Source organism: Cellulophaga sp. 20_2_10, assembly GCF_023476645.1.
Lineage (GTDB): Bacteria > Bacteroidota > Bacteroidia > Flavobacteriales > Flavobacteriaceae > Cellulophaga.
The window spans coordinates 117078-142060 of record NZ_JAMCOJ010000003.1; the positions used below are offsets into that span (position 1 = coordinate 117078).

Annotated in this window: 19 protein-coding genes; all 19 read left to right on the plus strand. The window is 32.4% G+C overall.

The genetic code is table 11. The features are described 5' to 3' along the window. Positions 1-267: 267 nt before the first annotated feature. The 19 genes from M4I21_RS06865 (at position 268) to M4I21_RS06955 (ending at position 24973) form a co-directional block, all read left to right on the plus strand. A complete protein-coding gene (locus tag M4I21_RS06865; protein WP_249558375.1) occupies positions 268-2925 on the plus strand; it encodes a glycoside hydrolase family 3 protein in 2658 nt (885 codons plus the stop codon). A gap of 43 nt (positions 2926-2968) precedes the next feature. Continuing rightward, positions 2969-5956, plus strand: coding sequence for a SusC/RagA family TonB-linked outer membrane protein (locus M4I21_RS06870; protein WP_249558376.1), 2988 nt, complete (start codon positions 2969-2971; stop codon positions 5954-5956). Positions 5957-5969: 13 nt separating this feature from the next. Next, the gene (locus M4I21_RS06875; RefSeq protein WP_249558377.1) at positions 5970-7484 is read left to right on the plus strand and encodes a RagB/SusD family nutrient uptake outer membrane protein; all 1515 of its coding nucleotides are present in this window, start codon (positions 5970-5972) and stop codon (positions 7482-7484) included. A 194-nt stretch (positions 7485-7678) separates the two neighbouring features. Next, positions 7679-8926 carry a carbohydrate binding domain-containing protein gene (locus M4I21_RS06880; protein ID WP_249558378.1) on the plus strand — a complete coding sequence of 416 codons (1248 nt, stop codon included), beginning with the start codon at positions 7679-7681 and terminating at the stop codon, positions 8924-8926. Positions 8927-8959: 33 nt separating this feature from the next. Then, positions 8960-10315 (plus strand): endo-1,4-beta-xylanase, encoded by a 1356-nt coding sequence (locus M4I21_RS06885; protein WP_249558379.1) that lies wholly within the window; start codon positions 8960-8962, stop codon positions 10313-10315. Positions 10316-10419: 104 nt separating this feature from the next. Then, the gene (locus tag M4I21_RS06890) at positions 10420-11511 is read left to right on the plus strand and encodes an endo-1,4-beta-xylanase (RefSeq protein ID WP_249558380.1); all 1092 of its coding nucleotides are present in this window, start codon (positions 10420-10422) and stop codon (positions 11509-11511) included. A 14-nt stretch (positions 11512-11525) separates the two neighbouring features. Then, complete coding sequence (locus tag M4I21_RS06895) at positions 11526-12494, plus strand: Gfo/Idh/MocA family protein (protein WP_249558381.1); 969 nt, start codon at positions 11526-11528, stop codon at positions 12492-12494. Further along, on the plus strand, positions 12494-14158 hold the full coding sequence (locus M4I21_RS06900; RefSeq protein ID WP_249558382.1) for a glycoside hydrolase family 43 protein: 1665 nt from the start codon (positions 12494-12496) through the stop codon (positions 14156-14158). Before M4I21_RS06895 ends, M4I21_RS06900 begins: the two co-directional genes overlap by 1 nt. A gap of 88 nt (positions 14159-14246) precedes the next feature. After that, complete coding sequence (locus tag M4I21_RS06905; protein WP_249558383.1) at positions 14247-15263, plus strand: glycosyl hydrolase; 1017 nt, start codon at positions 14247-14249, stop codon at positions 15261-15263. 6 nt (positions 15264-15269) lie between these two features. Next, on the plus strand, positions 15270-16550 hold the full coding sequence (locus M4I21_RS06910; protein WP_249558384.1) for a sugar phosphate isomerase/epimerase family protein: 1281 nt from the start codon (positions 15270-15272) through the stop codon (positions 16548-16550). Positions 16551-16560: 10 nt separating this feature from the next. Next, positions 16561-17313, plus strand: coding sequence for a ThuA domain-containing protein (locus M4I21_RS06915; RefSeq protein WP_249558385.1), 753 nt, complete (start codon positions 16561-16563; stop codon positions 17311-17313). Between the two features lie 204 nt (positions 17314-17517). After that, the gene (locus tag M4I21_RS06920) at positions 17518-18927 is read left to right on the plus strand and encodes an alkaline phosphatase (RefSeq protein WP_249558386.1); all 1410 of its coding nucleotides are present in this window, start codon (positions 17518-17520) and stop codon (positions 18925-18927) included. A gap of 172 nt (positions 18928-19099) precedes the next feature. Further along, a complete protein-coding gene (locus M4I21_RS06925) occupies positions 19100-19504 on the plus strand; it encodes a hypothetical protein (RefSeq protein WP_249558387.1) in 405 nt (134 codons plus the stop codon). Between the two features lie 92 nt (positions 19505-19596). Then, positions 19597-20766, plus strand: a complete 1170-nt coding sequence (locus M4I21_RS06930; RefSeq protein WP_249558388.1) for a hypothetical protein — start codon at positions 19597-19599, stop codon at positions 20764-20766. A 170-nt stretch (positions 20767-20936) separates the two neighbouring features. Continuing rightward, the gene (locus tag M4I21_RS06935; RefSeq protein ID WP_249558389.1) at positions 20937-21194 is read left to right on the plus strand and encodes a hypothetical protein; all 258 of its coding nucleotides are present in this window, start codon (positions 20937-20939) and stop codon (positions 21192-21194) included. 26 nt (positions 21195-21220) lie between these two features. Continuing rightward, positions 21221-21688 carry a carbohydrate binding family 9 domain-containing protein gene (locus tag M4I21_RS06940; RefSeq protein WP_249558390.1) on the plus strand — a complete coding sequence of 156 codons (468 nt, stop codon included), beginning with the start codon at positions 21221-21223 and terminating at the stop codon, positions 21686-21688. Between the two features lie 3 nt (positions 21689-21691). Beyond that, positions 21692-22423, plus strand: a complete 732-nt coding sequence (locus M4I21_RS06945) for a DUF5916 domain-containing protein (protein ID WP_249558391.1) — start codon at positions 21692-21694, stop codon at positions 22421-22423. A gap of 387 nt (positions 22424-22810) precedes the next feature. After that, the gene (locus tag M4I21_RS06950; RefSeq protein WP_249558392.1) at positions 22811-23260 is read left to right on the plus strand and encodes a hypothetical protein; all 450 of its coding nucleotides are present in this window, start codon (positions 22811-22813) and stop codon (positions 23258-23260) included. A 564-nt stretch (positions 23261-23824) separates the two neighbouring features. Beyond that, the gene (locus M4I21_RS06955) at positions 23825-24973 is read left to right on the plus strand and encodes an endo-1,4-beta-xylanase (protein ID WP_249558393.1); all 1149 of its coding nucleotides are present in this window, start codon (positions 23825-23827) and stop codon (positions 24971-24973) included. Positions 24974-24983: the final 10 nt, after the last annotated feature.

Here is a 24983-nt window from a genome sequence, read left to right on the forward strand (position 1 = left end):
AAATAATACCGTTTTTCACTTTCCTTCTTAAATGTAAAATTAGCGACTAAAAGCTAATTCAGATAGTGCGTATGTGCTATTTTACCCCAAAAAGAGCCAAAATTAACATCGCATGCATTCTTTCTTTTACTCAATAGCATATCAACTTTCTATATTTGAGATGTAGTAAGAGTTAATTATGCAGAAAAAATATCCAATAAGAAATATCATTATAGAAATCTTAATCGTAGGTATTTTATTACTGTTACTAATTTTAATCTTTAATTAATGACCTTGAGGAAAAGTAAAATAAATATCAAAAAGCTAAAATCTAATGTTGCATTTAAAATATGCCTCGTTTCATTACTTCTTGTTTTTTCGTGTGGTAAAGAAAAGACTGAATTTAAATTTCAAAATCAATCTTTATCAATAGAAGAAAGAGCGGTAGATTTAATTGGTCTAATGACATTGAAAGAAAAAATATCTCAAATGAGATATGATGCACCCGCAATAGAAAGATTAGGTGTGCCAGAATATAATTGGTGGAACGAATGTTTACACGGAGTAGGTAGAGCTGGCGAAGCAACTGTTTTTCCGCAAGCAATAGGAATGGGAGCAACCTGGAACCCAGATTTAATTTTTAATATGGGAACAGTTGTTTCTGATGAGGCAAGAGCAAAATACCATAAGTTTATAAGTGAAGGTAAAAGAAGAATGGGACAAGGTCTTACTTTTTGGACCCCGAACATTAATATTTTTAGAGATCCACGTTGGGGAAGAGGACAAGAAACTTATGGAGAAGATCCTTATTTAACAAGTAGAATAGGGGTTAATTATATAAAAGGTTTACAGGGTGATGATGAAAAGCATTTAAAAGTTGTAGCAACGGCAAAGCATTTTGCTGTTCATAGTGGTCCAGAAAAATCTAGACATCAAGACAATTATGTTACTACTAAGAAAGATTTGTACGAAACTTATTTACCAGCTTTTGAAGCTGCTATAAAAGAAGCAAAAGTACATTCTGTTATGTGTGCTTATAATAGGTATAATGATAAGCCTTGTTGTGGTAGTGATTTATTGCTTCAAAAAATATTAAGAGAAGATTGGGGCTTTAAGGGATATGTGGTTTCAGACTGTTGGGCAGTAACAGATTTTTGGGAAGAAGATAAGCATGCTGTTGTAAAAACACCAGAAGAAGCAGCTGCATTGGCAGTAACAAGCGGTACCGATTTAAATTGTGGTAGTGTGTATGATCCTAACTTAAACGAAGCGGTTTTAAAAAAGTTAATAAATGAAGAAGAATTAGATGTTGCTTTGGTAAGATTGTTCTCTGCTCGTTTTAAATTAGGAATGTTTGATGATCAAAACAATGTTAAATGGTCTAAAATACCATACAGTGTTGTTGCTAGTGATAAACATTATAAATTATCAGAACAAATTGCCAAGGAATCTATGGTGTTGTTAAAAAATGACAATAATATATTGCCTTTAAATAAGAATATCAAATCTATCGCAGTAATTGGGCCAAATGCAGATTCTAAACAAGCATTGTTAGGTAATTATCATGGAACACCAAATAACTTTATTACGCCGTTAAAAGGATTGCAAGAGAAATTGCCAAACACAACTATTAATTATGCATTGGGTTCTTATATAGCAAAAGAATGGCCAACATTAAAGGCAATACCTAGAGAGGTTTTAAAAAATGGAAATGGTACAGGTCTAAAAGCTGAATATTACAACAATAGTAATTTAGAAGGAGAACCTGTATTGGAAAGAAACGATCAAACTGTAAATTTTATTTGGACGCCAGTTAGACCTATCAAAGATTTAAAATCGGATGATTTTTCAGTACGATGGTCAGGAGAAATTGTGCCAGAAGAGGCTGGAGATTATAGAATTGGTTTAAAGGCAAGTAGCTATGCAAAGCTATATATTAATGATTCTTTAAAGGTTGATTACAGTGCAGATTATGAGCCAAAATTAGAATATTTTGAAGTAAAATTAGAAGCGAAAAAAGCTTATAAAATAAGAATAGAATATAGCAATACACTTTCAGATCCTCAAGCCCATTTAGTTTGGGCAAAATTAAATGAAGATTTATTGTCACCAGCAATAGAAGCCGCAAAAAAATCTGAAGTTGTAATTCTTTGTTTGGGATTATCACCCGAAATAGAGGGCGAAGAAATGTCAGTTGCTATAGAAGGTTTTGACAAAGGAGATCGGTCTAAAATTACATTGCCAAAAACACAGTTAGAATTAGTTAAAAAGATTCAGAAATTAGGCAAGCCAACAGTTGTAGTTTTAATGAACGGAAGTGCTTTAGCTATTAATTGGACGGCAAAAAATATTCCTGCCATTTTAGAAGCATGGTATCCTGGTGAATTTGGTGGTCGTGCAATTGCAGATATTCTTTTTGGAGATTATAATCCATCGGGGAAACTGCCAGTAACTTTTTATAAATCGGTAAAAGATCTGCCAGATTTTAAAAATTACGATATGGAAAACAGAACTTATAAATACTTTAAAGGAGAGCCGTTGTTTCCTTTTGGTCATGGTTTAAGTTATGCTAAATTCGAGTATTCAAATTTAGAAATATCAGATAAGATTGCTAAGAATGAGGATATTGTAATTTCTGTTAATGTAAAAAATAACAGTAAGTATTCTGGAGAAGAGGTTGTACAATGTTATGTTACGCATAAGAACAAAACAATTAAAAACAACCCAATAAGAAGTTTGGTAGACTTTAAGAAAGTACTTATAAAATCTAATGAAACTAAAAGAATAACATTTAAAATTCCGTCTGCAAAATATGCAAGAATATCTGAAGAAGGAAAAAAAGTAATAGAATCTGGAACGATGAATATTAGTATTGGTGGCAAACAACCAGATGTAAAGTTGTCATCAGAAAGTAATGTATTAGTAACTAATGTTCTAATTCAATAAATAAAACCAATTCAATTAATTTAAATTACTCAAAATGATGAAAATGAAAATCGCTATCATAGCCTTAGTTATGATATGTTCTCAGAGTATTTTTTCACAATCCAAGACCGTTAGTGGGTCGGTGAAAGATAATTCAGGAGAATTATTACTTGGTGTAAGTGTAATAGTAAAGGGAACCCAAAGAGGAGTACAGACAGACTTTGATGGTCTTTATAAGATTGACGATGTTCAGTCTACAGATGAGTTAGTCTTTTCTTATATTGGTATGACAGGTAAAACTGTTCTTGTAGGTGAAAGTACAAGAATTGATGTTGTTCTAATAGAATCTTCAGAGCAACTTAACGAAATCGTTATTGTAGGTTATGGAAAACAAAGTAGAACAACAGTAACAGGGGCAATATCTACCGTAAAGTCTGAAGACATTTCGGCATTACCAGTAGCAAATGCAGAATCAGCTTTGCAAGGTAGAGCAGCTGGACTTACAATTACTAATAGTGGTGTTCCAGGGTCTTCGCCATCTGTATTAATTAGAGGTTTAGGTTCAGTAGGTAATAATAGTCCACTATATGTAATTGATGGTGTTATTGTGGGGAACCTGTCTGGTATTAGTCCAAATGATATAGAGACAGTATCTATATTAAAAGATGCTTCTACTACAGCAGTCTATGGTGCACAAGGTTCCAATGGTGTAGTGGTTGTTACCACAAAGCAAGGTAAAAATGGAAAAGGAAGATTAAGTTTTAATACTTATACAGGTTTTCAAACAGTAGCAAAAAGATATGATGTTTTAGAAACTATAGATTATTTAAAATATGCGGGTGAATTAGGGGTGTTTCCTAATAGACCTTTGTCAGCTTACAAAACCAATACAGATTGGCAAGATGAAATCTTTAGAGTAGGTATGATTCAAGATTATAATTTAAGTTATTCTGGAGGTACAGAGAATTCATCACATCTTTTTTCTGCTGAATATTTAAAACAAGATGGAACTTTAATTGATTCAGGTTTTGAAAGATATTCCTTTAGAGCAAATAGTAGTGCTCAATTTGGAAAGGTTAAAGTGGGAGAATCTATGTCTATTTCTTTTGGGAAGCAAAATCCTGAAAGAGATGAAGAAGGCAGATCACTTATAGAGCACGCTATTAAATCGGCACCCTATTTATCTGTATATAATTCAAGTAACTTAGGTGGTTTTCAAGGGCCTTCTTCATCAGCAGATGGACAAGATGCTGTAAACCCAGTAAGAGCTCAAACAATTGGTAATGCAATAAATAAAACATTAGGAATTATAGGTAATGTGTATGCAGAAGTAGAAATTATGGATGGATTAAAATTTAAATCTCAAGTAGGTTTAGATTATTACTCATACGATAATAGTAGTTTTAAACCGTCATATAGTGATGATAGTGTAGAGGGAAGTACAACACACGCACAAAATTACGCAGCAATTACACGTAATACTGGTAGCGGTCAAACAATCATACTTGATAATAGTTTAACATATAATACAACAATTGCTGATAAGCATAATATTGAAGCATTACTATTGGTTGAAAAATATCAAGGTCAAAATAAAAACCTAAATGCAAGTAGTAGAAATGCTGTTACCGATGAAGTAAATCAAGTTTCTAATGAAGATTCAAGTATTAGCTCTGGTTCTTCAGAAGTTAATAAAATTGGATACTTAGGACGTGTAAACTACAATTTTGATGGTAAATATATTGCATCTGCATCTTTGAGACGTGATGCTTCATCAAGATTTGGAGCAAACAGACGTTGGGCTAACTTTTACTCAGCATCTGCTGGTTGGAATATTGCAAAAGAATCTTTTATGGAAGATTCTAATTTCAGTAACTTAAAATTAAGAGCTAGTTACGGTACTGTAGGTAGTGATGCTATTGGAGATTATTTATATGCACCGTCTTTAACTGGTGGTTTTGAATATCCTATTGGTGGTGCAGTTGCATTTGGTGTAACAGCTAATGGTGGTTCAAATCAAGATTTACAATGGGAAACCAAAGAAGTTGTGAACATTGGTTTAGACGCAGGTTTATTTAATGAAAAATTTACAGCTTCTTTAGAGTACTACCAAAATACAAGTAATGACTTATTAATTTATATACCTTCTGTATTATCTAGCGGTATTAATGCAGGTAGCTTACCTGTAAATGCAGGTTCAGTAGAAACTAAAGGTTTTGAATTAGTATTAGGATTTAATGATTATGAAGGAGACTTTACTTGGTCTGCAAACTTAAACTTAGGAACTTCTAAAAACGAAGTATTAAGTTTAGGAGCTAGAGATGAGATTACAGGATCTCAATACAAATTAGGAGGAGGAGATGTTACACGTACCGTAGTAGGAGAATCATTATTCCATTTTTATGGTTTAGAATCTGACGGAATTTACCAAAATCAAGATGAGGTAGATGCTGTATTTACTGCAAACCCAAATCAACCTATTGTAAAGCCAGGTGATGTTCGTTTTAAAGATTTAAATGGTGATGGAACAATTAATTCTGAAGACAGAACAATTATTGGTAATCCATTTCCAGATGTAACATATGGTTTAAATTTAGATGCCAAATATAGAAACTTCGATATGAACCTATTTATTACAGGTGTTGCAGGAAACGAAATTTTTAATACAAATACGTACGATTTAGTTGGTGGAGCAAACAGATTATTTAATGTAAGTCAGTCTTATTACAATAACAAATGGTCTGCAGCAAACCCAACAGGGACAGAACCTAGAATTTTAGGAGCGCCTCAAAACAATGGAGTTTCTGATCGTTTTGTGGAAGATGGATCATATACTCGATTAAAAAATATTTCTTTAGGGTATACATTGCCAAGTGAAATGTTTGAAAAATATTTTTCAAAGTTACGTCTGTATGTTAGTGGTCAAAACTTAGTAACTATAAGTGATTATTCTGGTTTAGATCCTGAAATTGGAGGCGGTGAATTTGGAATTGATAGAGGTAGATATCCACAGCCTAAATCTTTTTTATTAGGCTTACAAGTTTCATTTTAAAAATTAAACAATTATGAAAAAATATATATTAATAGTTTTAGCACTTTTCGGAATTACTTTAATTAATTCTTGTTCCGAAGATGATTTGGAGTTGTCAAATCCAAATCAATTATCACCAGATACTTTTTTCTCAAATGAGTCTCAGGTAGAATCATCAGTAAATGCAGCGTATGCCAATTTGCAACCATTTGGATTGTATGGTAGATTAATATTTTACATGATGGACAACATGTCTCACGAAAATTCTGGTAACGGACAACAAGAAGGGGATAAAGTAACTTTTTCGGATTTTTCTTTTGATTCAAGCCTGCCTTCTATTAAAGATTATTGGGATGGATGTTATAGAGGAATTAACAAAGCAAATTTTGTAATTGCTAATACTGAAAAAATTAATGCATTGTCTGAAGGTGCATTAACTGACGCTAAAAAAGCAAAATACATTGGTGAAGCACGTTTTTTAAGAGCACATTATTATTGGCTTTTAGTAAATCGTTATGGAGGAGTTCCTATTTATTTAGGTGATGGTACTGATAATGCAGAAGGGCAACCAAGAAGCACAAAGGCGGCAGTGATTGAATTAATTATAGACGATTTAAAATATGCGGCTACTAATTTATTAGATAAAAATGCTGAAACTCCAGGTAGAGCAACTAAAGGAGCAGCTCATGCTTTTTTAGGAAAAGTATATTTATATCAAGAATCTTATGACTTAGCTTTAGTAGAGTTTAATAAATTAGTAGGATATGATCTTGAAACTAACTACTTCGATAATTTCAAGGAAGAAACAGAGCATGGTATAGAATCAATTTTTGAAGTTGAATACGATATAGCTTTAGGAACTGAGCAATTTTGGTGGTCTCCAGTTAATGGAACAGGTCCAAATCATGCAACTAAAAGAGGTCAAGATTATGGTGTGTTAGATTGGTTTAATACATATCCATCAGATGATTTAGTAGCTGAATTTGAAACAGGTGATAATAGATTTGCTAATAGTTTTTACATAGCAGGAGATACGTATAACAATGGTGATAATACGTTTATAGCATCTGATTTTGCTGAAAACGGAGGTAATATTAGACCAGCTGCTTGGAAAAAATATCAAAATTATTACAAACAACCTTCAGAAAATGGAGAATCAGGAATAAACGTAAAAGTACTTCGTTTTTCAGATGTTTTATTGATGATGGCAGAGTGTGAAAATCAAAGACCAGGTGGTTCTCAGTCAACTGCAGTTGGTTTTGTAAATAGAGTCAGAGCAAGAGCAGGAGCAACAACCGGAGGTACTTTTCCATTGTTATCAACATCACTTTCAAAAGAACAAGTTTTTAACGCTATTGTGCATGAGCGTAAGGTAGAATTGAGTGGAGAACAAGTTCGTTTTGATGATATTTTACGTTGGGGAATTGCAGGAACAGAATTAGCTGGTACTAATTTTCAAGTAGGGAAAAATGAATTGTGGCCAATACCAGATGCTGAGATTAGTTCAAATGTAAATATTAATTCAGAAGATCAAAACCCAGGTTTTTAATACTCGAGTTCATTAAAGTAAAGTTTAGTTTAGTTCAGTTTTAGTTTAGATAATGGTGTGTGTAACAATGCACACCGTTATTAAACTAATTAAAGTTAGTCGTTTATAAAATAGATTGTATTGTAATTAGTTGACTTAAAGCAACTTACAATTTTATTTTACAGTATTAAAATAATTATAATAAAAATACAATTATGAAAAAAAATAAAATATTAGGTTTATTATGTTTGTTCATGGCCTTTTGTTCATGTACAAATAAGGATGAAGATGTTGCAGTATTAACACAGCCAACATTTACAGTAACAGAATCTACTGACAATTCAGGTATTTATTATTTTGAAAATACAACACCAAACAAAGACGAATTTTATAGCTACTGGGAGTTTGAAGTTGCAGGAAGTAAGGGAACAGATGGAGCAGGTGCCGTAGAATACACATACAAAGAGTCTGGAAGTAAATATGTAACACTTACAATGGTTAGCGAAGGAAATGCTTTGCAAACGTCCAAGACTGTTGAAGTAACTGTGCCAGTAGATGAAGTATTTTTAACAAATCCAGAAAATTTATTGGTAAATGGCTATTTAACCGAAGGTAGTGGCGATGATTTTACAAACTGGAGTGCATATAATGGAGAAGATAATATATTCTCTACAACAGATGCACTTGTAGGAGGTAGAGCAGCTACCATATCAAATTCTGCAGATTCAGATCCTTGGAGTGTTCAATTTGTAAGTGATGCTATTGAAACCGTAGTAGGAGATGAGTATACTGTTTCATTTTGGGGTAAAGGAAATGGAGAAGTAGTTCGGTTTTCAACAAAACCAGATGCATCTGCTCAATATGGGCCAGATTATACATTAACATCAGAATGGCAACAATACACTTGGACAATTACTGCAAATGAAGCCGCAACTAATATCTCTTTGGATATGGGTAAATCTGCAGGTACATTTGTAATAGATGTTATTGAAGTTGTAAAAGGAGACACAGCACCAGCACTTCCTTCTGATTCTAGTTTAATTTTAAACGGTGGTTTTGAAGATGGTTCTGGTAATGAATTTACAAATTGGGGAAAATATAATGGAGGAGATAATATTGTTGAGGAAACAAGTGATGTGTTAACAGGTTCTAGGGCAGTTAAAGTATCAAACTCAGCCGCTGGAGATCCTTGGAGTGTACAATTTGTAAGTGATGCTATGGAAACAGAAGTAGATGCTGAATATGTAGTGACTTTATGGGCAAAAGGAGATCCTGCGGTGATTCGCTATTCTACAAAACCAGATGCAACGGCAAAATATGCGCCTGACTATACAATTACTGAAGATTGGGAGAAATATACGTGGACTTTTATAGCAAATGAAGCAAGTACAAATATATCTTTAGATATGGGTGCGTCAGCAGGTACATTCATTATTGATGATATTAAAATGGAAAAAAAATAATAATAGAACCTTAGTTAACGAAATATAAATATTATGAAAATAAATAAACTAATACTATTATTAGTCTCAGCGCTATTCTTTTTCTCTTGTTCAGATGATGATGAGATTATCAATAGGTCTGAAGTTGAAACTCCAATTACTGTCAAAGCTTCATTTAATTATACAGTTTCAACAACCGATCCTTATATCGTAGTATTACAAAGTACTACAGAAAGTTCGGTTGAATATCAAAGTTTTTGGGACTTTGGTTTAGGAGGTGGAGTTGTAAGTGATGACGCAGGTATTGATGAGGTTAGGTATAATGAAGCGGGAGAATATACTGTTACATATTACACTATATATGATGGACTTACAACAATAGCAACTCAAACAATTATAGTTGATGAAAATGGAGTGTGTCCAGATGGATTTTGTGGTTCAGGAGAAACAGGAAGCTTAAAGGATGCCGCAGCTACTTTTTCAGTAGGTACAATCACTAGAGCATCTTGGGTAAAAGCAGGAGGAAAACATACAGAAATCTTAAAAAAGGAGTTTAATAATATTACTTCAGAGTATGAGATGAAAATGAATGTGATGTATCCATCGCAAGGAAACTATGATTTTAGTGCAGCAGATGCTATGGTTAATTTTGCGCAAGAAAATGATATGAATGTTCACGGGCATGCATTAATTTGGCACAATGCAACACCTTCTTGGGTTGACGATTTTGCAGGAACTAATGAGGAATTTGAAGTAATGGTGAAAGATTATATTACAACCACTTTAACAAGATTCAAAGGAAAAGTTCGTTCTTGGGATGTTGTAAATGAAGCTTTTGAAGATAGATCAGGTAATCCACTTAGAAATTCCGTTTTTAGACAAAAAATGGGTGATGACTACATTAAAAAATGTTTTCAATGGGCAAGAGACGCAGATCCAGATGTATTGCTTTTTTATAACGATTACAACATGGCTTCTAGTACAACAAAAAGAGCAGCAATGTTTAAATTGGTAGATGAACTAGGTGATTTAATTGATGGTGTTGGGGCACAAATGCATATTTCTTATGAAGGGCCATCAAAAGCTAATATCCAAGCAGTGGCAGATGGTACTGTATCTAGAGGATTAAAATTACACTTTGCTGAATTAGATATTAGAGCAAATCCAAACGAGGATATCACTTCTTTAACAAATGATAGAGCTCAAGAACAAAGAGCAAAATATAAGGAAGTGGTTCAAATATATAATTCAATTCCTTTAGAAAATAAATTTGCTCTAACAGTTTGGGGAGTCCGAGATAACGAATCTTGGTTGATAGATTTCTGGGGAAATGCAGATTGGCCTTTATTGTTTGATTCAAATTATAATAAAAAAGCTGCTTATTTTGGCTTTTTAGAAGGATTGCAATAAGTAATTATTAATTGAAGTTTTGAATTGGAAAGCAGTTAAGCATCTAAAAATGTTTAACTGTTTTTTTATCAAAAATAACTAGCTAATATTTTAAAATTCATACTATGAACTATAGTCAATATTTCAACTCAATAGTTATAATTATAACCATTTCTTTTTTGTTTTCTTGTAATAGTGGTGTAAAGAAGGAAGAATTAAAAGGGTTGAAAATTTATGCGGATTTTCCTATAGGAACTGCTATCAAAATAAATACATTATTAAAAGATACTGTACTACAAAAATTACAAAAGAAAAATTTTAATAGCATTACTTCTGCGAGTGATATGAAAATGAATAGCATTATGCCTAAAGAGGGTGTGTATTCTTGGAAAATAGTAGATAGTATTGTTAATTATGCGCAGGAAAATAATCAAAGGTTATTTGGACATAATTTAATTTGGCACAGTTCTACACCAAATTGGGTTCAAGAAAAAGCATCAAAAGATAGTCTGTGGTTGGGTGTTTTTATGAAAGAATACATAACAAATTATGTTACAAGATATAAAGGAAAAGTTGCTGCTTGGGATGTAGTTAATGAAGGTTTAGAATCTCATGGAGGTGAAGTTAGAAAAACAATTTGGTACAACGCAATTGGTAAAGATTATATCGCAAAAGCATTTCAATATGCGCATGAAGCAGACCCGGAAGCTATTTTATTTTATAATGATTTTAATATTGAAAGAGATACGCTAAAATTGAACAGTACTCTTAATATGATTAAAGAATTACAAGCAAAAGGAGCTCCTATATCTGGTTTAGGATTTCAAATGCACATTAGAATGGATACCCCTGATGAAGTAATTGCTAATTCATTAAAAAAAGCAGTAGAGACGGGTTTACAAATTCACATATCTGAGTTAGATATAATTTTTAATAAACACGATGATACTAGAGAAGGAGGTATACAGGTTTATGAAAATCTAACGGAAGAAATGAGAAAAGAGCAAGCCGCGAAATATAAAAATTTGGTTAAAATGTATAAGTCAATTGTACCGAAAGAACAACAATACGGAATTACTTTTTGGGATTTTACAGATAGAGATACGTGGATTAAAGGATTTTTTAATATAAATGATTGGCCAACTATTTTTGATGAAAATTTAAAGCCTAAACCTGCATATTTTAGTTTCTTAGAAGGACTAAAAGAAACTTTATAAATTACATTTTTACTATGACAAAGATAATCAAATGGGGGATATTGGGTCTTGGGAATATTGCTCAAAAATTTGCAGAAGACTTATCTTTAATAGAAGGCGCAGAGTTGGTAGCTGTAGCCTCTAGAAGTAAGGTTAAAGCCAATGATTTTTCTTCTAAATTTAACGTAAAACAGGCATATGATTCTTATGCAAATTTAGCAAAAGATCCAAACGTAGAAGCTATTTATATTGCTACTCCTCATTCTTATCATCAAGAGCACGCTATTTTATGTATGAAGCATAAAAAGGCCGTTTTATGTGAAAAACCTTTTGCAATGAACCTAAGTGAGGTTAATAAAATGATTACGGTAGCCAAAGAAAATAATGTGTTATTAATGGAAGCTTTATGGACATTTTTTCTACCACATTATAAGTACTTGTTAGACACCATAAAGAACCAATCTTTAGGGAAATTAGAAAAATTAGAAGCAGATTTTGGTTTTAAAGCAGCTTATGATTTAGAGAGTAGATTTTTAAAAAAAGAAATTGGTGGAGGAAGTCTATTAGACATAGGGATCTATCCAATTTTTGCGGCTTTATCTACTTTAGGTTATCCAAAAAGTATAGAAGCAAATGCTTCTTTTTATAAAACCGGAGCAGATTCTGAATGTAATATGTTTTTTAATTATGATGATGCAACTGCGGTTTTAAAAAGTACATTATTACAAGAAACAAAATCTGAAGCTATTTATACATTTACTGATGGAGTAATAAAATTAAATACTAGGTTTCATGAACCTACCGCAATTACAATAACTAAAAATGGTAAGGAAACTACAAAAGATATATCCTTTAAAGGTTTTGGATATTATTATGAAATTTCACATTTTAATCAGTTATTAAGAGACAATAAAAAAGAGAGTGATGTTATGAATTTTGAGTTTTCTAGAGTTTTAATTAAAACTATAGATAAGGTTAGGAATTTAATAGGATTGGAATATTGATGGTAAAGAAAATAGTTATATTAATTTCTCTTATACTGTTTTTTAGTTGTTCTTCTAAAAAACAAAATAAAGATGTTTTAAAAAGGGCTACATTTTCAAATCCTGTTTTAAAAGGCTTTTATCCAGATCCAAGTATTTGTAAAGTAGATAGTAGTTATTATCTAATAAATTCAACATTCGCTTATTTTCCAGGAATACCTATTTTTAAAAGTGATGATTTGGTAAACTGGAAACAAATAGGAAATGCTTTAGACCGATCAGAACAATTAGATTTAGAAGGTTTAGAGGTTTCTCAAGGTGTTTTTGCTCCTGCAATTTCCTTTAATAATGGTGTGTTTTATATTATTAACACAATTGTTGGTGGTAAAAATAATTTTATTATTTCTGCTACTAATCCATCAGGACCTTGGTCTAATCCAACTTGGTTGCCAAAAGTGGAAGGTATAGATCCTTCTATGTTTTTTGATCCAGATGATAAAACGTATGTTATTTTTAATAGCACTCCTCCTAATAATTCGCCAGAATACGACGGACACAGAACCATTAAAATTATAGAGTTAGACGTTGAGAATCTAAAAACAGTGGGAGAACCAAAAATAATTATAAATAAAGGTGCAAAACCAGAAGACAAGCCTATTTGGATTGAAGGGCCGCATATTTATAATAAAAATGGGTTTTACTATGTAATGGCCGCAGAAGGTGGTACAGCAGAAGATCATTCTGAGGTTGTTTTTAGAAGTAAAAATATTTTAGGCCCTTATAAAAGTTTTAAAAATAATCCGATTTTAACACAAAGAAATTTACAAAGAGATAGAAAAAATCCAATTACATCTACTGGCCATGTAGATATAATTGAAGATAATTCAGGAAATTGGTGGGGCGTTTTCTTAGGATGTAGACCTTATGATGTTGATAACCACTTTAACACGGGAAGAGAAACTTTTATGGCTCCCGTAAAATGGAAATATGATTGGCCAGTTTTTGATTTAGGAGGAGATGCTGTAAGAGATAATTATCAAATAACATTAAGAAAACCTCTTACAAATGTAGAGTCTGTTAATTCAGATTTTATAGACGAATTTAATACGGATACCTTAGCTTACGATTGGCTTTTTTTAAGAACACCAAAAGAAAAATGGTATTCACTTTTAAACGGTGAATTAACTATAAATACACGTTCAGAAACTACCTCAGGAATATCAAACCCGAGTTTTATTGGGTATAGGCAAAAACATTTGTTTGGAAATGTAACTACAAATCTATCTTTTAAAGCAGTTGCAGAAAATGAAAAAGCGGGTTTAATTGCTTTTCAAAATGAAACGCATTATTACTATTTATGTAAGAGTTTAAAAAACAATACGCCGGTGGTTCAATTATTAAAATCTACAGAAAACGGAACAGAGGAAATCACCTTTAAATCAATAAAAGAGCGGGATGAAATATCTTTCAAGATAGAAGCCAAAGGAGCATACTACAATTTTTACTATTCAATAAATAATACAGATTGGCGAGTTCTAAATGAAAATGTTGATGCTCGCTTTTTAAGTACCAAAAAAGCAGGAGGGTTTGTTGGAACAATTTATGGTATGTACACAACTTCTTCAGGTGAAAAAAGCACAAACAAAGCCGTTTATCATTGGTTTAGAAACAAGAATATAAATTAATAATAATCTGTAAAGTAGTGTGGAACAAGCTCAATAATTACTAACATTTATGTTGATTTAAAACACTATTTACAATAAATTTTAAAAAATGATAAAATTAATAGGTTCATTATTTATACATAAAGCAAGTTTACTAATTCTTTTGTTTTTTTTACAAAATGGATTTAGCCAAGAGGTAAAACCTCGTTTTAATTATAATGCTAAATACGAACCAGAAACAGGAATTTACCATGGTGCTGGTCAGGATAAAAATGGATTTGATGATTATGTAAATGCTTTAGGTGATGATAAAATGCCAGCAATTTACATGACGTATGTTAATATAACGTCATCTGTAAAAAGGATTGAACGTTGGGGGAAAGATTTAAAACAGGTTTTAGATAGTTTGCCCAAAGGGATAATGCCCCAAATTGGTTTAGGATTTACTGGCGGTAAGGATACCGGATCGGGTTTGGATAAAGAAGTAGCTGATGGGAAGTATAACAAGCAATTACAAGCATTTTATAAAGTGCTTTTAGATTTAGACAGATCCTCTTTTACTAGAATTGGTTATGAGTTTGAAGGCGATTGGAACGGCTATTCACCTGAAAGTTTTAAAAAAGTATTCATCACTATTTCAAAGGCATTTAAAGAAAAAAAGATAAAATCGGCTACGGTTTGGTGTTCTGGTGGTGGCTCTGCAGACTTTATAAGTCTTGATAAGTTGATGGAATACTATCCTGGTGACCAATATGTAGATTGGTGGGGTATTGATATTTTTAGTCCTGAAGAATTTGATCATATTGGCTTGCAAAACTTTTTTGATGCAACGCATATGCATAAAAAACCAGTGATGATTGGCGAAGCTACACCACGATATGTGGGTGTTTTAGATGGTAAAACTTCTTGGAATAAATGGTTTAAACCTTTTTTCGAAATGATTTATTCAAATCCTGGTATAAAAGCATTTTGCTACATCAATTGGGATTGGGAATATTGGTCTAACAGAAATGGTTTTCCATGGCATGATTGGAAAGATGCACGTATCGAAAAAAATCCATTTGTATTAGAGGCTTATAAAAAAGAAATGGAGAAGCCATTATTTATTCACCTTAATAATAAATAAGTAAAGATGAAAAAGGTTATATTTTTAGTTATTTTTCTAATGACATTTGTCGGTTTTGCTCAAGAAAACTACAGTATTACTTCTCAAAAAGATCGACTCATGCAATATTCTGGTCAATGGGTAAGTGCTATGAATCCTAGTACAGATAGTGTCGCAAAATTTCCAGAGATAAAAATGAGTAGTTTGAGTAATTTCAATAATCATTCGCTCTCAGTTAAAGTTTTACAAAAAGATAGTAGCAATCAATACAATTCGATACTTCAAGAAATTATTGGTTATGATAGTGTTACTGATACTATTTTTGCTGCAGGTCATAATGCACAAGGCGCCTTTTTCACTGGAAAAGGAAGTTTTGCTTCAGAAAAAAAATGGACGATGCAAGATAAAGATCTCAACGGTAATAAAACAATGAAGGTTGATTTTAACTTTCAAAATTATACGGATGTTATATTAGAAGGGTTTGATACTAACAACAAATCCTTATGGAAAACTAGATACATTAAAAATAATCCTAAAGACAAAAACATTGGTGTTCAGCTCGTTTCTGTTCACAAAGAAATGCTTAAAAACCCAGAGCAAACCTTAATTCAGTTAGGCAGAATTGGGTACAGCTATGTGGAAACCTTTGTATATAAAAATGGCGGTTTTTACGGACAAAGTCCAACGCAATTTAAGAATATGGTTGAAAAAGCAGGTATGAAATTTTTGGGTTCTATGACTTTTTTCGATCCGGAAGATAAAAATGATGATACCGCAATAAATACATGGTGGAATAAAACGATAATAGACCATAAAAAAGCGGGTGTAGCATATCTATCTACCTCAAATAGTAAATTAAAAGGCATCAAGACCATGAAAGAACTTCAAGAGTATTCTAATTATTACAATAAAGTTGGAAAACTATGTAAAGAGAACGGACTTAAGTTTGTGTATCATAATCATGCTGATGAATTTCTAAAGGTTGAAGGAGTAACTATTTATGATTATTTCCTTAAAAATACCAATCCTGAGTATGTCTATTTTCAATCGGATGTATATTGGATGCAAATGGGAGGTGTAAATCCTGTTCATTATTTTAAAACCTATCCTAAACGTTTTATTAGTTGGCATGTGAAAGATTATAAAGAACTAGGCGAAAGTGGTAAAATAGATTTCAAGGATATTTTTAATTATCAAGAAATGGCTGGAGTTCAATATATTTTGTCTGAAGTTGAAGACTATAGTTTTCCTCCTATGTATAGTGTTAGTTTAGCATGGGAATATATTTATTATGAATTATTAAAATAAACGTTTGATTATGAAACCTTTTACAATGAAGTATCTTTTAGTAACTATATTTTTTCTTACAATGCTCAAAACAAATGCGCAAGACCAGTTTAGTGTTTTATTGTTTACCCAACATGATACTTGGCATTACAATACAATCCCGGTTGCAGTTAAAGCTTTTGAAGATATGGCAGTAGAAAATCAATTTAAGTTTGATTGGACACAAAGACCAGATGATCTTATAACTAAATTACCAGAATATGATGTTGTACTATTTATGAACGCCAATGCCAATTTTTTGAAGCCAAAACATATGGATGCTTTAAAGGCATTTATGAAACGAGGCGGAGGCTTTGTTGGTATACACGGAACAGCAGATGGTGAAAACGATAATGCTTGGTTTGATGGTCTTGTAGGGGCAAAATTTGTGAATCACCCAAAATTACAAGCAGCAATTGTAAAGGTGGAGAATAGTGATTTTCCAGCAACATATCATCTGCCAAAGAAATGGCTTCGTAGTGATGAGTGGTATAACTTTAAAAATATGAATTTAGATAAACTAACTATTCTAATGACTGTTGATGAAGCTTCTTATGATTTTACTGCTGGTTATGATGATATTCCGTTAAAAGGTATGGGAGAGAAACACCCTATTGCATGGTGTCAAGAATATGAAGGAGGGAAATCGTTTTACACTGCTTTAGGGCATAAACCAGAATCGTTTAAAGACAAAAACTTTTTGAATCATATTTTTGGTGCAATATACTGGACAGTTAGTAAATAAATTATTCATAAACTTTGTTAGAACCTATTTACAGTATCTAATGCAAGATATGTTTGATAATATGCCTATTTAGTTTTATCAATAATTTTCAGCAAATGATATATTTACTTTAAAATATTTATTCAAAAAAACAAAACAAACAATTAGCTCTACTTAACTAGAAAACCATTTGTTTAAGAAAAAATGTTTTAAAATAAATAAGATATGATAAAAAATATTACGATCATTTTAATGGTCCTTTTTTGTGCTATTGGCTATAGTCAAACGAAACAAAAGGCAAAATATGTATTTCTGTTTATTGGAGATGGTATGGGAGCAAATCAAGTTTATGCTACCGAAATGTTTTTAAATGCAAAACCGAACGAGATTAAATCTAATAAACTATTAATGAATAGTTTTCCGGTTAACTCGAATATGACTAACTATTCAGCTAGTTCTTATGTTACTACATCTTGCGCAGCAGCAACAGCAATGTCAACAGGATTTAAAACTAGTAATGGTATTATAGGAAAATCACCCGACCAAAAAATAGCATATGAAAACATCTCTCAAAAAGTAAAAAAAGAAGGTTTTAAAGTAGGGATATTATCTAGTGTAATGATAGATCACGCTACTCCAGCGTCCTTTTATGCGCATCAAAATTCGCGTAATATGTATTACGAAATTAGCATGGAGTTACCCAATTATAATATTGATTATTTTGGTGGCGGAGGCTTTCACTATCCTACCGGAAAAAAAGGAGATCAACCGGATTCATATCAAAATGCTATAAATAAGGGCTATACCATTGCAAACTCACAGGAGGAAATTAGAAATTTAAAAAATGGAGATGAAAAAATAATTGCCATAAATCCAGACATGTATCCTTCAGGAGAATTTCACTGGGCTATCGATCAAAAAGAAGAAGCGCTTTCTCTTGCCGATTTTACAAAAAAGGGAATTGAAGTGATAGATAATGACAAAGGTTTTTTTATGATGATAGAAGGCGGTAAAATTGATTGGGCATGTCATGGAAACGATGGTGTATCTATGGTTCATGAAGTACTAGCTTTTAATGATGCTATTCAAGAAGCCTATGAGTTTTATAAAGAACGACCAGATGAAACATTAATTATAGTTACTGCAGACCATGAAACTGGTGCCCTGTCTACAGGGATAAATTATGCCACATATCCTGAATTGTTGAAATATCAAATAATTTCAGTTCAAGAGTTCAAAAGAAAAATGGAGGAACTTAAAAATACGAACCCAGAAATTTCTTTCAATATTATTTTAGATGTAGTACAGGCAGATTTTGGCCTGGGAAATAGTGATATAGGTTTGTCTTTAGATGATAAAGAATTGACTCTATTAAAATCTGCCTACAGGAAACAATTTAAAGGACATAATAAAGTAAATGCAGATGCCGATTATTTAAGTAAAACCGAGGTAAAATCTATTGCAGAAACAGCAGCCTATATTTTGAATAAAAAAGCAGGATTAAGTTGGGGTTCTGGCGATCATTCTGGCACACCAATTCCCGTTAGAGTTATTGGCAAAGGGCAAGAAGAGTTTTCGGAATATTTTGACAATACCGATTTACCAAAAAAAATCCTGAAACTTATGGGTATATAAATGAATCATTTTAGATGAAATTCTTTTAAGAGTATCCTCAGTTAATAGGTTATAAAAAGTAATAAAATTTCATTATTGAAGTTCTACTATACTTTTTGTCAGATAACAAAATCAGAAGCATTAATTTAATAAATACATAATAAATACATAATAAATCTAAAATTTATAAAATATGAAATACTCATTATTTATCGCATTATTCTTATTCCATATCATAGGTTATTCCCAATCTGCTGATGTAAAAACTAGTTCTGAAAAAGTTGATGACAAGCTGTTGCTCACAGTTTTTCTTAAACATGATCAAAGTATGAATTTAAATGAGATTGAAAAGATAAGGACAGGTCAAGGGTTTTATGAAAACTTTCCGCCAGAAGGTGTTTCTGTAGTTAATTGGTTTGTGGTTATGGGAATTGGCCAAATGGTTGTATTGGAACTGCCTGCTTCAAAATTATCAGCTGTAAATCTAGCGATTGAAAGAACAGCATGGAAAGCTTTTAAATCAGAGATGTATCCAACCTATGATCTATACCCTATTATGGAAAAAAAGTTAAAGAATAAGTCAAAGGTAACTTATTAGCATTTTTGTTGTTGAATTGCGTATTCTGAATGCTCTTTTTTAATGCGGAAAAAATAAAATAAAGGTTTAATAATATATCACTAAAAATAAATATGAAACATAAAATAATATTATTAGCTATTGGCTTAATTTGTTTTCTTGCTGCAGATGCGCAAAACATTGTTTATGTATATGGAGATGTTGCTGCTGATGGTACGTTACCATCCGGAAATAAAGAACCATTTCACCAAATGCGTTTGAATGATGAAGGTGATTTAGGTATGAGCGGTTTTAAAAAAGCATTGGAAGCTGTTGGGTTTACTGTAAGCGAAGTTTACGATCAAGAAATCGTAATTAATGCCGAATTTCTAAAACTGATTGATGTTTTAATTTTAGGCTCAAATCAGCGAGTTTTTCTTGAAGCAGAAGCTAAAGCCTTAAAGCGCTGGGTAAAAAGTGGAGGCGGAGTAATTACTTGGTCGGATAGTGGATTTGGCGGAGAGTATAGCATTGTAGGTGTAGATAATGAAGTAGGGCGAATTTCTGACAATGTTTTAATGGCGCAATTCGGTATGTATTTTTTAACTGACAATGGAGCTGGTAATTATTTGGTGAATGAGTATACACAAGATCATTTTATTAATAAAAACAACAAACATAAAGGCGTTGCTTTTAGGGGAGAAGGCGTAAGTTTTGTTCGTGTTTCTAAACCAGCAGTAATTTTGGCTAAAGCGCAAGAAGGTGGATTAGGCGGTAGGTTAGTTGTAAATTCAAATGATGGTAAATTTAATGAAAATACCGATGTAGCTTTGGCAATAGCCGAAGTAGGTAAAGGTCGAGTAATAGGTGTTTTTGATCGTAATTTATTTTGGAATGCCGGTGCTGGTACCCGTTTAAGTCATTCGGATAATAGGTTGTTTGCACAACGTATTGCACTTTGGGCAGCAGGTATTGAGGAAGAGAAACGCTTTGAAAATGATACCAATGCTTTAGTTTCTGCAATAAATACACCTCCGACTATTACTATAGATTATACCTACTCAAAAGCGGATAACACTCTTGCAGTTATCACTGTGATTACTGATGAGGATAAAGATGCCATTAGCCCGGAAATAGTATGGTATCAGGTAGAAGGTCCTGCTAATTGCGAGTTCGAAAATAATAATCCCAATACTACAACACCACGTATTTTTATTCCCAAAGCAGGGAAATATGTTTTTAAAGCAAGTGTTTTAGATGGTGAGTTTGAAATTATTAAATTCTTAAACTATGAAAGGGAGTAAATGTTTTTAGAACCTTTTTAGACTTTAAAAATATCATTTTGTTTATAGTCTTATCTGTCACAAATATTATTATGATGCTATTCCCTTAAAAGGTGTAGGAGAGAAACATCCTATTTTGAGCAATCAAGATTATGAAGGAGAAAGGTTGTTTTACTGAATCAATTTGTTAAATGAAATATGAAATAGTGAAATATTTAGCTTCTAAAATGAAAAGAATAAATACAAATGAATTAGAGAGTAGATCTTCAAAAATTCTGATAAATGCCGTAAATCTCTTATACTTATGTGTTTTTCCTTTTCTGGGATTTGGCCAAGACAACAATGAAGGTAATAATTCAAAGGAAATAATTGCGCATTCGCTCAATGGCAAAGAGCTTTATTTGGATGGTGTTGTGGATGAAGAGTTTTGGTTGAAGAGTTTTGGTTGAATATTCCTGCCAAGGACGATTTTCTAATGCAAGAACCTAAAGAAGGAGGTCAACCAACAGAGCAAACACAAGTAAGAATCGCATTCGATAACCAAAACCTTTACATTTCAGTAATTTGTTACGATAGTAATCCATCAGGTATAAAGGCTTTCCAAAAAAAGAGAGACGCATCCCTTGAAACAGACGATGGTTTTAAATGGATTTTTGACACATTTATGGACAAACGAAGTGCTTATTTTTTTGAAATCAATCCATTTGGATTGCGGGGTGATGCCCTCATTTCTCCTGGTCAGAGTGGAACCTTTAACAAAGACTGGGATGGTATTTGGAAGGCATGGACCCATATTGGTGATTTTGGGTGGTCGGCAGAAGTAAAAATTCCCTTTCGAAGCATAAATTTTGATTCTAAAAAGGACGTCTGGGGAATTAATTTTCAAAGGACTATACGACGTAAAAATGAAGAGCTATTATGGACAGGTCATCGTCGTAATTAGGGATTGTTTCGGCCCCAGAATGCAGGTGTTTTAACGGGTCTTACAGATCCATCGCAGGGCTTAGGATTAGAAGTCATCCCCTTTGCCATTACTCAATTTAGTAAAGAATATGATATGGAGAACGATGACTCTATGAGTACTACTTCTGCCGATCTGGGGTTTGATATTAATTATAATATTACATCTCAATTAAAAGCCTCTTTTACATACAATACTGATTTTGCGCAAGCCGAGGTAGATAATCGACAAATAAATCTTACTCGTTTTCCATTGCGTTTTCCTGAACAAAGAGATTTTTTTCTAGAGGGGTCCTCTATTTTACAATTTGCACCATCAAGTGGAGTTGATCCTTATTTTAGTCGTAGGATTGGTTTGGTGAACGGAATGCGTGTACCTATAAAGTATGGCGGACGTATTATAGGCAATGTAGGTAAGAATAACATAGCACTACTCCACGTACGAACAGGAAAGGAGGGAGACCTTAATTCAGAAAGTTTTACTGTAGGTAGGTATAGGCGAAATTTTTGGAAGGAGAGTTCTATTGGTGTATTGTATACCCATAGAAGCACTGAAGATGATATGTTACTTGGTAATCCAGTCCAGGATAGGAAAACATGGGGAGCCGATTTAAACTTAAGTACTTCAGAATTTTTGGGTAATAAAAGACTGCAACTTTCCGCCTTTTTTGTTGCTCACAACCCTGTTTCCCCTTTTGATAATTCTACTTCTATATAGGATAGATCAGTCCGGGGTTTTCGTCTTAATTTCCCGAACAAACCGTGGTCTGGTAATGTTTCGTATAGGGAATTTGGAGATGAGTATGATCCAGCCGTAGGGTTTAACCAACGTAATGGTTTTAAAAGGTTACAACCAGGAATAGGATATGCTCCTCTGTTTGAAAACAGCAAATTCATTAGAGAAATAGAATGGGGTATTGAATATGAATATCTCACTTCTTTAGAAAATAAACTTCTTACCGAGAACCTTACCTTTAACCTGGGGACTATCCGACTTGAATCTGGAGATAAATTAGGTGTTCAAGTATCTAGGGGTTTTGAATTTTCGGATAAAGATTTTGACATACTCAATGATGGTTCTGTTGTAGTACCTACAGGTGAATATGTGAACTGGGGCTACCAATTGGAGGCATCATCTGCATCCTTTCGTATGGTATCCGGATCAATTGGTTATGAAGCCGGAGGGTTTTGGACAGGAAATATTTCTAGCTTGGTGTTAGGTTTAACCATTCGTCCAGTGCCCGGAATTAATCTGAGCAGTGGATACACACATAGCAAAGTAACAGCTGAGAATAGTGGGTTTAATACAAATTTATTCCAGTTAGATCTTGGCCTTGATTTTACGCCTGATATTTCGTTTTCGTCAAACATTCAGTTTGATGATGTAAGTGATATTCTGGGGTCCAATACCCGTTTTCGATGGATTATTACACCTGGCACCGATATTTATTGTGTGTACAACCACAATTGGCTGAACAATTCGACATTGAATAGAAGACTTTTTACGATACAACAAGGAGCGATAATGAAGATAATTTATAACTATCGTTTTTAGATATATTTAGATTTTTACCTAAATCAAATAAATGATGTTATTTTCTGGGTTCAGTTTATCGATTAAAGGAGCAGACGGAAAATTATGATTACTCTTAGAGGAGATGATTTTTAAAGCTATTTTTTTAACCATATTTTTTCAGACATAATGTTGGTCTTGAAAATAATAGTTTAGACGATAAAAAGAATATGTTGTATAAGAAAAGAGCAGTGTTTTTGTTTAGAAACACAACATTTTTCAAATAGTCCTAATCCAACCAATTTTTCATCAACTTTATTATTACTAGAAGAAAAATATTTTTCAAGAACTATTTATAAGTTTAGTGTTTATAAGTGATTGCTAGAATTTAGTATCACTTTTAAAACATGAATTAGTTCTTGTTATGCAAGAATTGTTCTACTAAAAGCAGTATTTGTTTTATAGGAATCTACATATTACAGTTAATTTTAGTCCAATAACAAGTGCTTTTTTTTAAAACTACCTATTGGTGAATTTATTAAAAAAAACTCACGTAATAGCGGTAAGTGGCATTCATAGAAATTTACAAATAAATACAATATAAACATGTTTAATAAAATAAATACGACTTTACTCTTATTATCAATTTGCTTTCTAAGCTGTAAAGAGACAAAAAAAGAAGCTGTTAAAGAAACAACTCAAGACAAGACATCTTTAAAAGATAGTTTTAAAGAAGACTTTTTACTAGGAACAGCACTTAATACAGGTCAAATTAAAGAAGTAAATGCAGTGCAAACAGCTTTAATAACTAATGAGTTCAATGCTATTACTCCAGAGAACGATTTAAAATGGGAGCAAATTCATCCTAAAAAAGATACATTTAATTTTGAGGTATCAGATGCTTATGTTGCTTTCGGGAAAAAAAACAACATGCATGTTGTAGGTCATACCTTGCTTTGGCATAGTCAACTTGCTCCTTGGGTACACGAAATTACAAATAAAGATACTTTAGTAAACAATATTACAAATCATATAAATACAATTGCAGGTAGATATAAAGGAAAAATTGATTCTTGGGATGTTGTAAATGAAGCTTTAAATGAAGATGGATCTCCAAGAGAGTCTATTTTTTATAAAATTTTTGAAGGAGAAAGCTATTTAGAATTAGCTTTTAAACTTGCTGAAAAAGCGGCGCCAGATGCAGATCTAGTTTACAACGACTACAATCTTTGGAAACCAGCAAAAAGAGAAGGAGTTATTAGAATTGTGAAAAATTTACAAGCAAAAGGTATTAAAGTTGATGGTGTAGGTATGCAAGCACATTGGAGTTTAGATGGCCCATCTTTAGAAGACATTGAAAACAGTATAATTGCATACTCAGACTTGGGTGTAAAAGTAATGTTTACAGAGTTAGATATTACGGTTTTGCCAAATCCTTGGGAATTGGATGGAGCTGCCGTAGAGCAAAGCTATGAAAGATATGAGAATGACCCTAAAATGAATCCTTATCCAAATGGATTAACAGAAGATATTAAACTAAAAATAGCAAAACGTTATGAAGATATTTTTAATCTTTTCTTAAAACACAAAGATAAAATTAGTCGTGTAACTTTTTGGGGAGTTAATGATGGTCAATCTTGGTTAAATGATTGGCCAATTAAAGGGAGAACAAATTATCCATTACTTTTTGGAAGAGATGATAAGCCTAAAGAGGTATACAATAATGTAATTGCACTTAAAAATAAGGCAAACTAATAACTCCTAA

Excerpts from the sequence above, each read along its gene's own strand:
- M4I21_RS06865 (WP_249558375.1), top strand. The coding sequence starts at position 268 with ATGACCTTGAGGAAAAGTAAAATAAATATCAAAAAGCTAAAATCTAAT.
- M4I21_RS06870 (WP_249558376.1), top strand. The coding sequence starts at position 2,969 with ATGAAAATCGCTATCATAGCCTTAGTTATGATATGTTCTCAGAGTATT.
- M4I21_RS06875 (WP_249558377.1), top strand. The coding sequence starts at position 5,970 with ATGAAAAAATATATATTAATAGTTTTAGCACTTTTCGGAATTACTTTA.
- M4I21_RS06880 (WP_249558378.1), top strand. The coding sequence starts at position 7,679 with ATGAAAAAAAATAAAATATTAGGTTTATTATGTTTGTTCATGGCCTTT.
- M4I21_RS06885 (WP_249558379.1), top strand. The coding sequence starts at position 8,960 with ATGAAAATAAATAAACTAATACTATTATTAGTCTCAGCGCTATTCTTT.
- M4I21_RS06890 (WP_249558380.1), top strand. The coding sequence starts at position 10,420 with ATGAACTATAGTCAATATTTCAACTCAATAGTTATAATTATAACCATT.
- M4I21_RS06895 (WP_249558381.1), top strand. The coding sequence starts at position 11,526 with ATGACAAAGATAATCAAATGGGGGATATTGGGTCTTGGGAATATTGCT.
- M4I21_RS06900 (WP_249558382.1), top strand. The coding sequence starts at position 12,494 with ATGGTAAAGAAAATAGTTATATTAATTTCTCTTATACTGTTTTTTAGT.
- M4I21_RS06905 (WP_249558383.1), top strand. The coding sequence starts at position 14,247 with ATGATAAAATTAATAGGTTCATTATTTATACATAAAGCAAGTTTACTA.
- M4I21_RS06910 (WP_249558384.1), top strand. The coding sequence starts at position 15,270 with ATGAAAAAGGTTATATTTTTAGTTATTTTTCTAATGACATTTGTCGGT.
- M4I21_RS06915 (WP_249558385.1), top strand. The coding sequence starts at position 16,561 with ATGAAACCTTTTACAATGAAGTATCTTTTAGTAACTATATTTTTTCTT.
- M4I21_RS06920 (WP_249558386.1), top strand. The coding sequence starts at position 17,518 with ATGATAAAAAATATTACGATCATTTTAATGGTCCTTTTTTGTGCTATT.
- M4I21_RS06925 (WP_249558387.1), top strand. The coding sequence starts at position 19,100 with ATGAAATACTCATTATTTATCGCATTATTCTTATTCCATATCATAGGT.
- M4I21_RS06930 (WP_249558388.1), top strand. The coding sequence starts at position 19,597 with ATGAAACATAAAATAATATTATTAGCTATTGGCTTAATTTGTTTTCTT.
- M4I21_RS06935 (WP_249558389.1), top strand. The coding sequence starts at position 20,937 with ATGAAATATGAAATAGTGAAATATTTAGCTTCTAAAATGAAAAGAATA.
- M4I21_RS06940 (WP_249558390.1), top strand. The coding sequence starts at position 21,221 with ATGCAAGAACCTAAAGAAGGAGGTCAACCAACAGAGCAAACACAAGTA.
- M4I21_RS06955 (WP_249558393.1), top strand. The coding sequence starts at position 23,825 with ATGTTTAATAAAATAAATACGACTTTACTCTTATTATCAATTTGCTTT.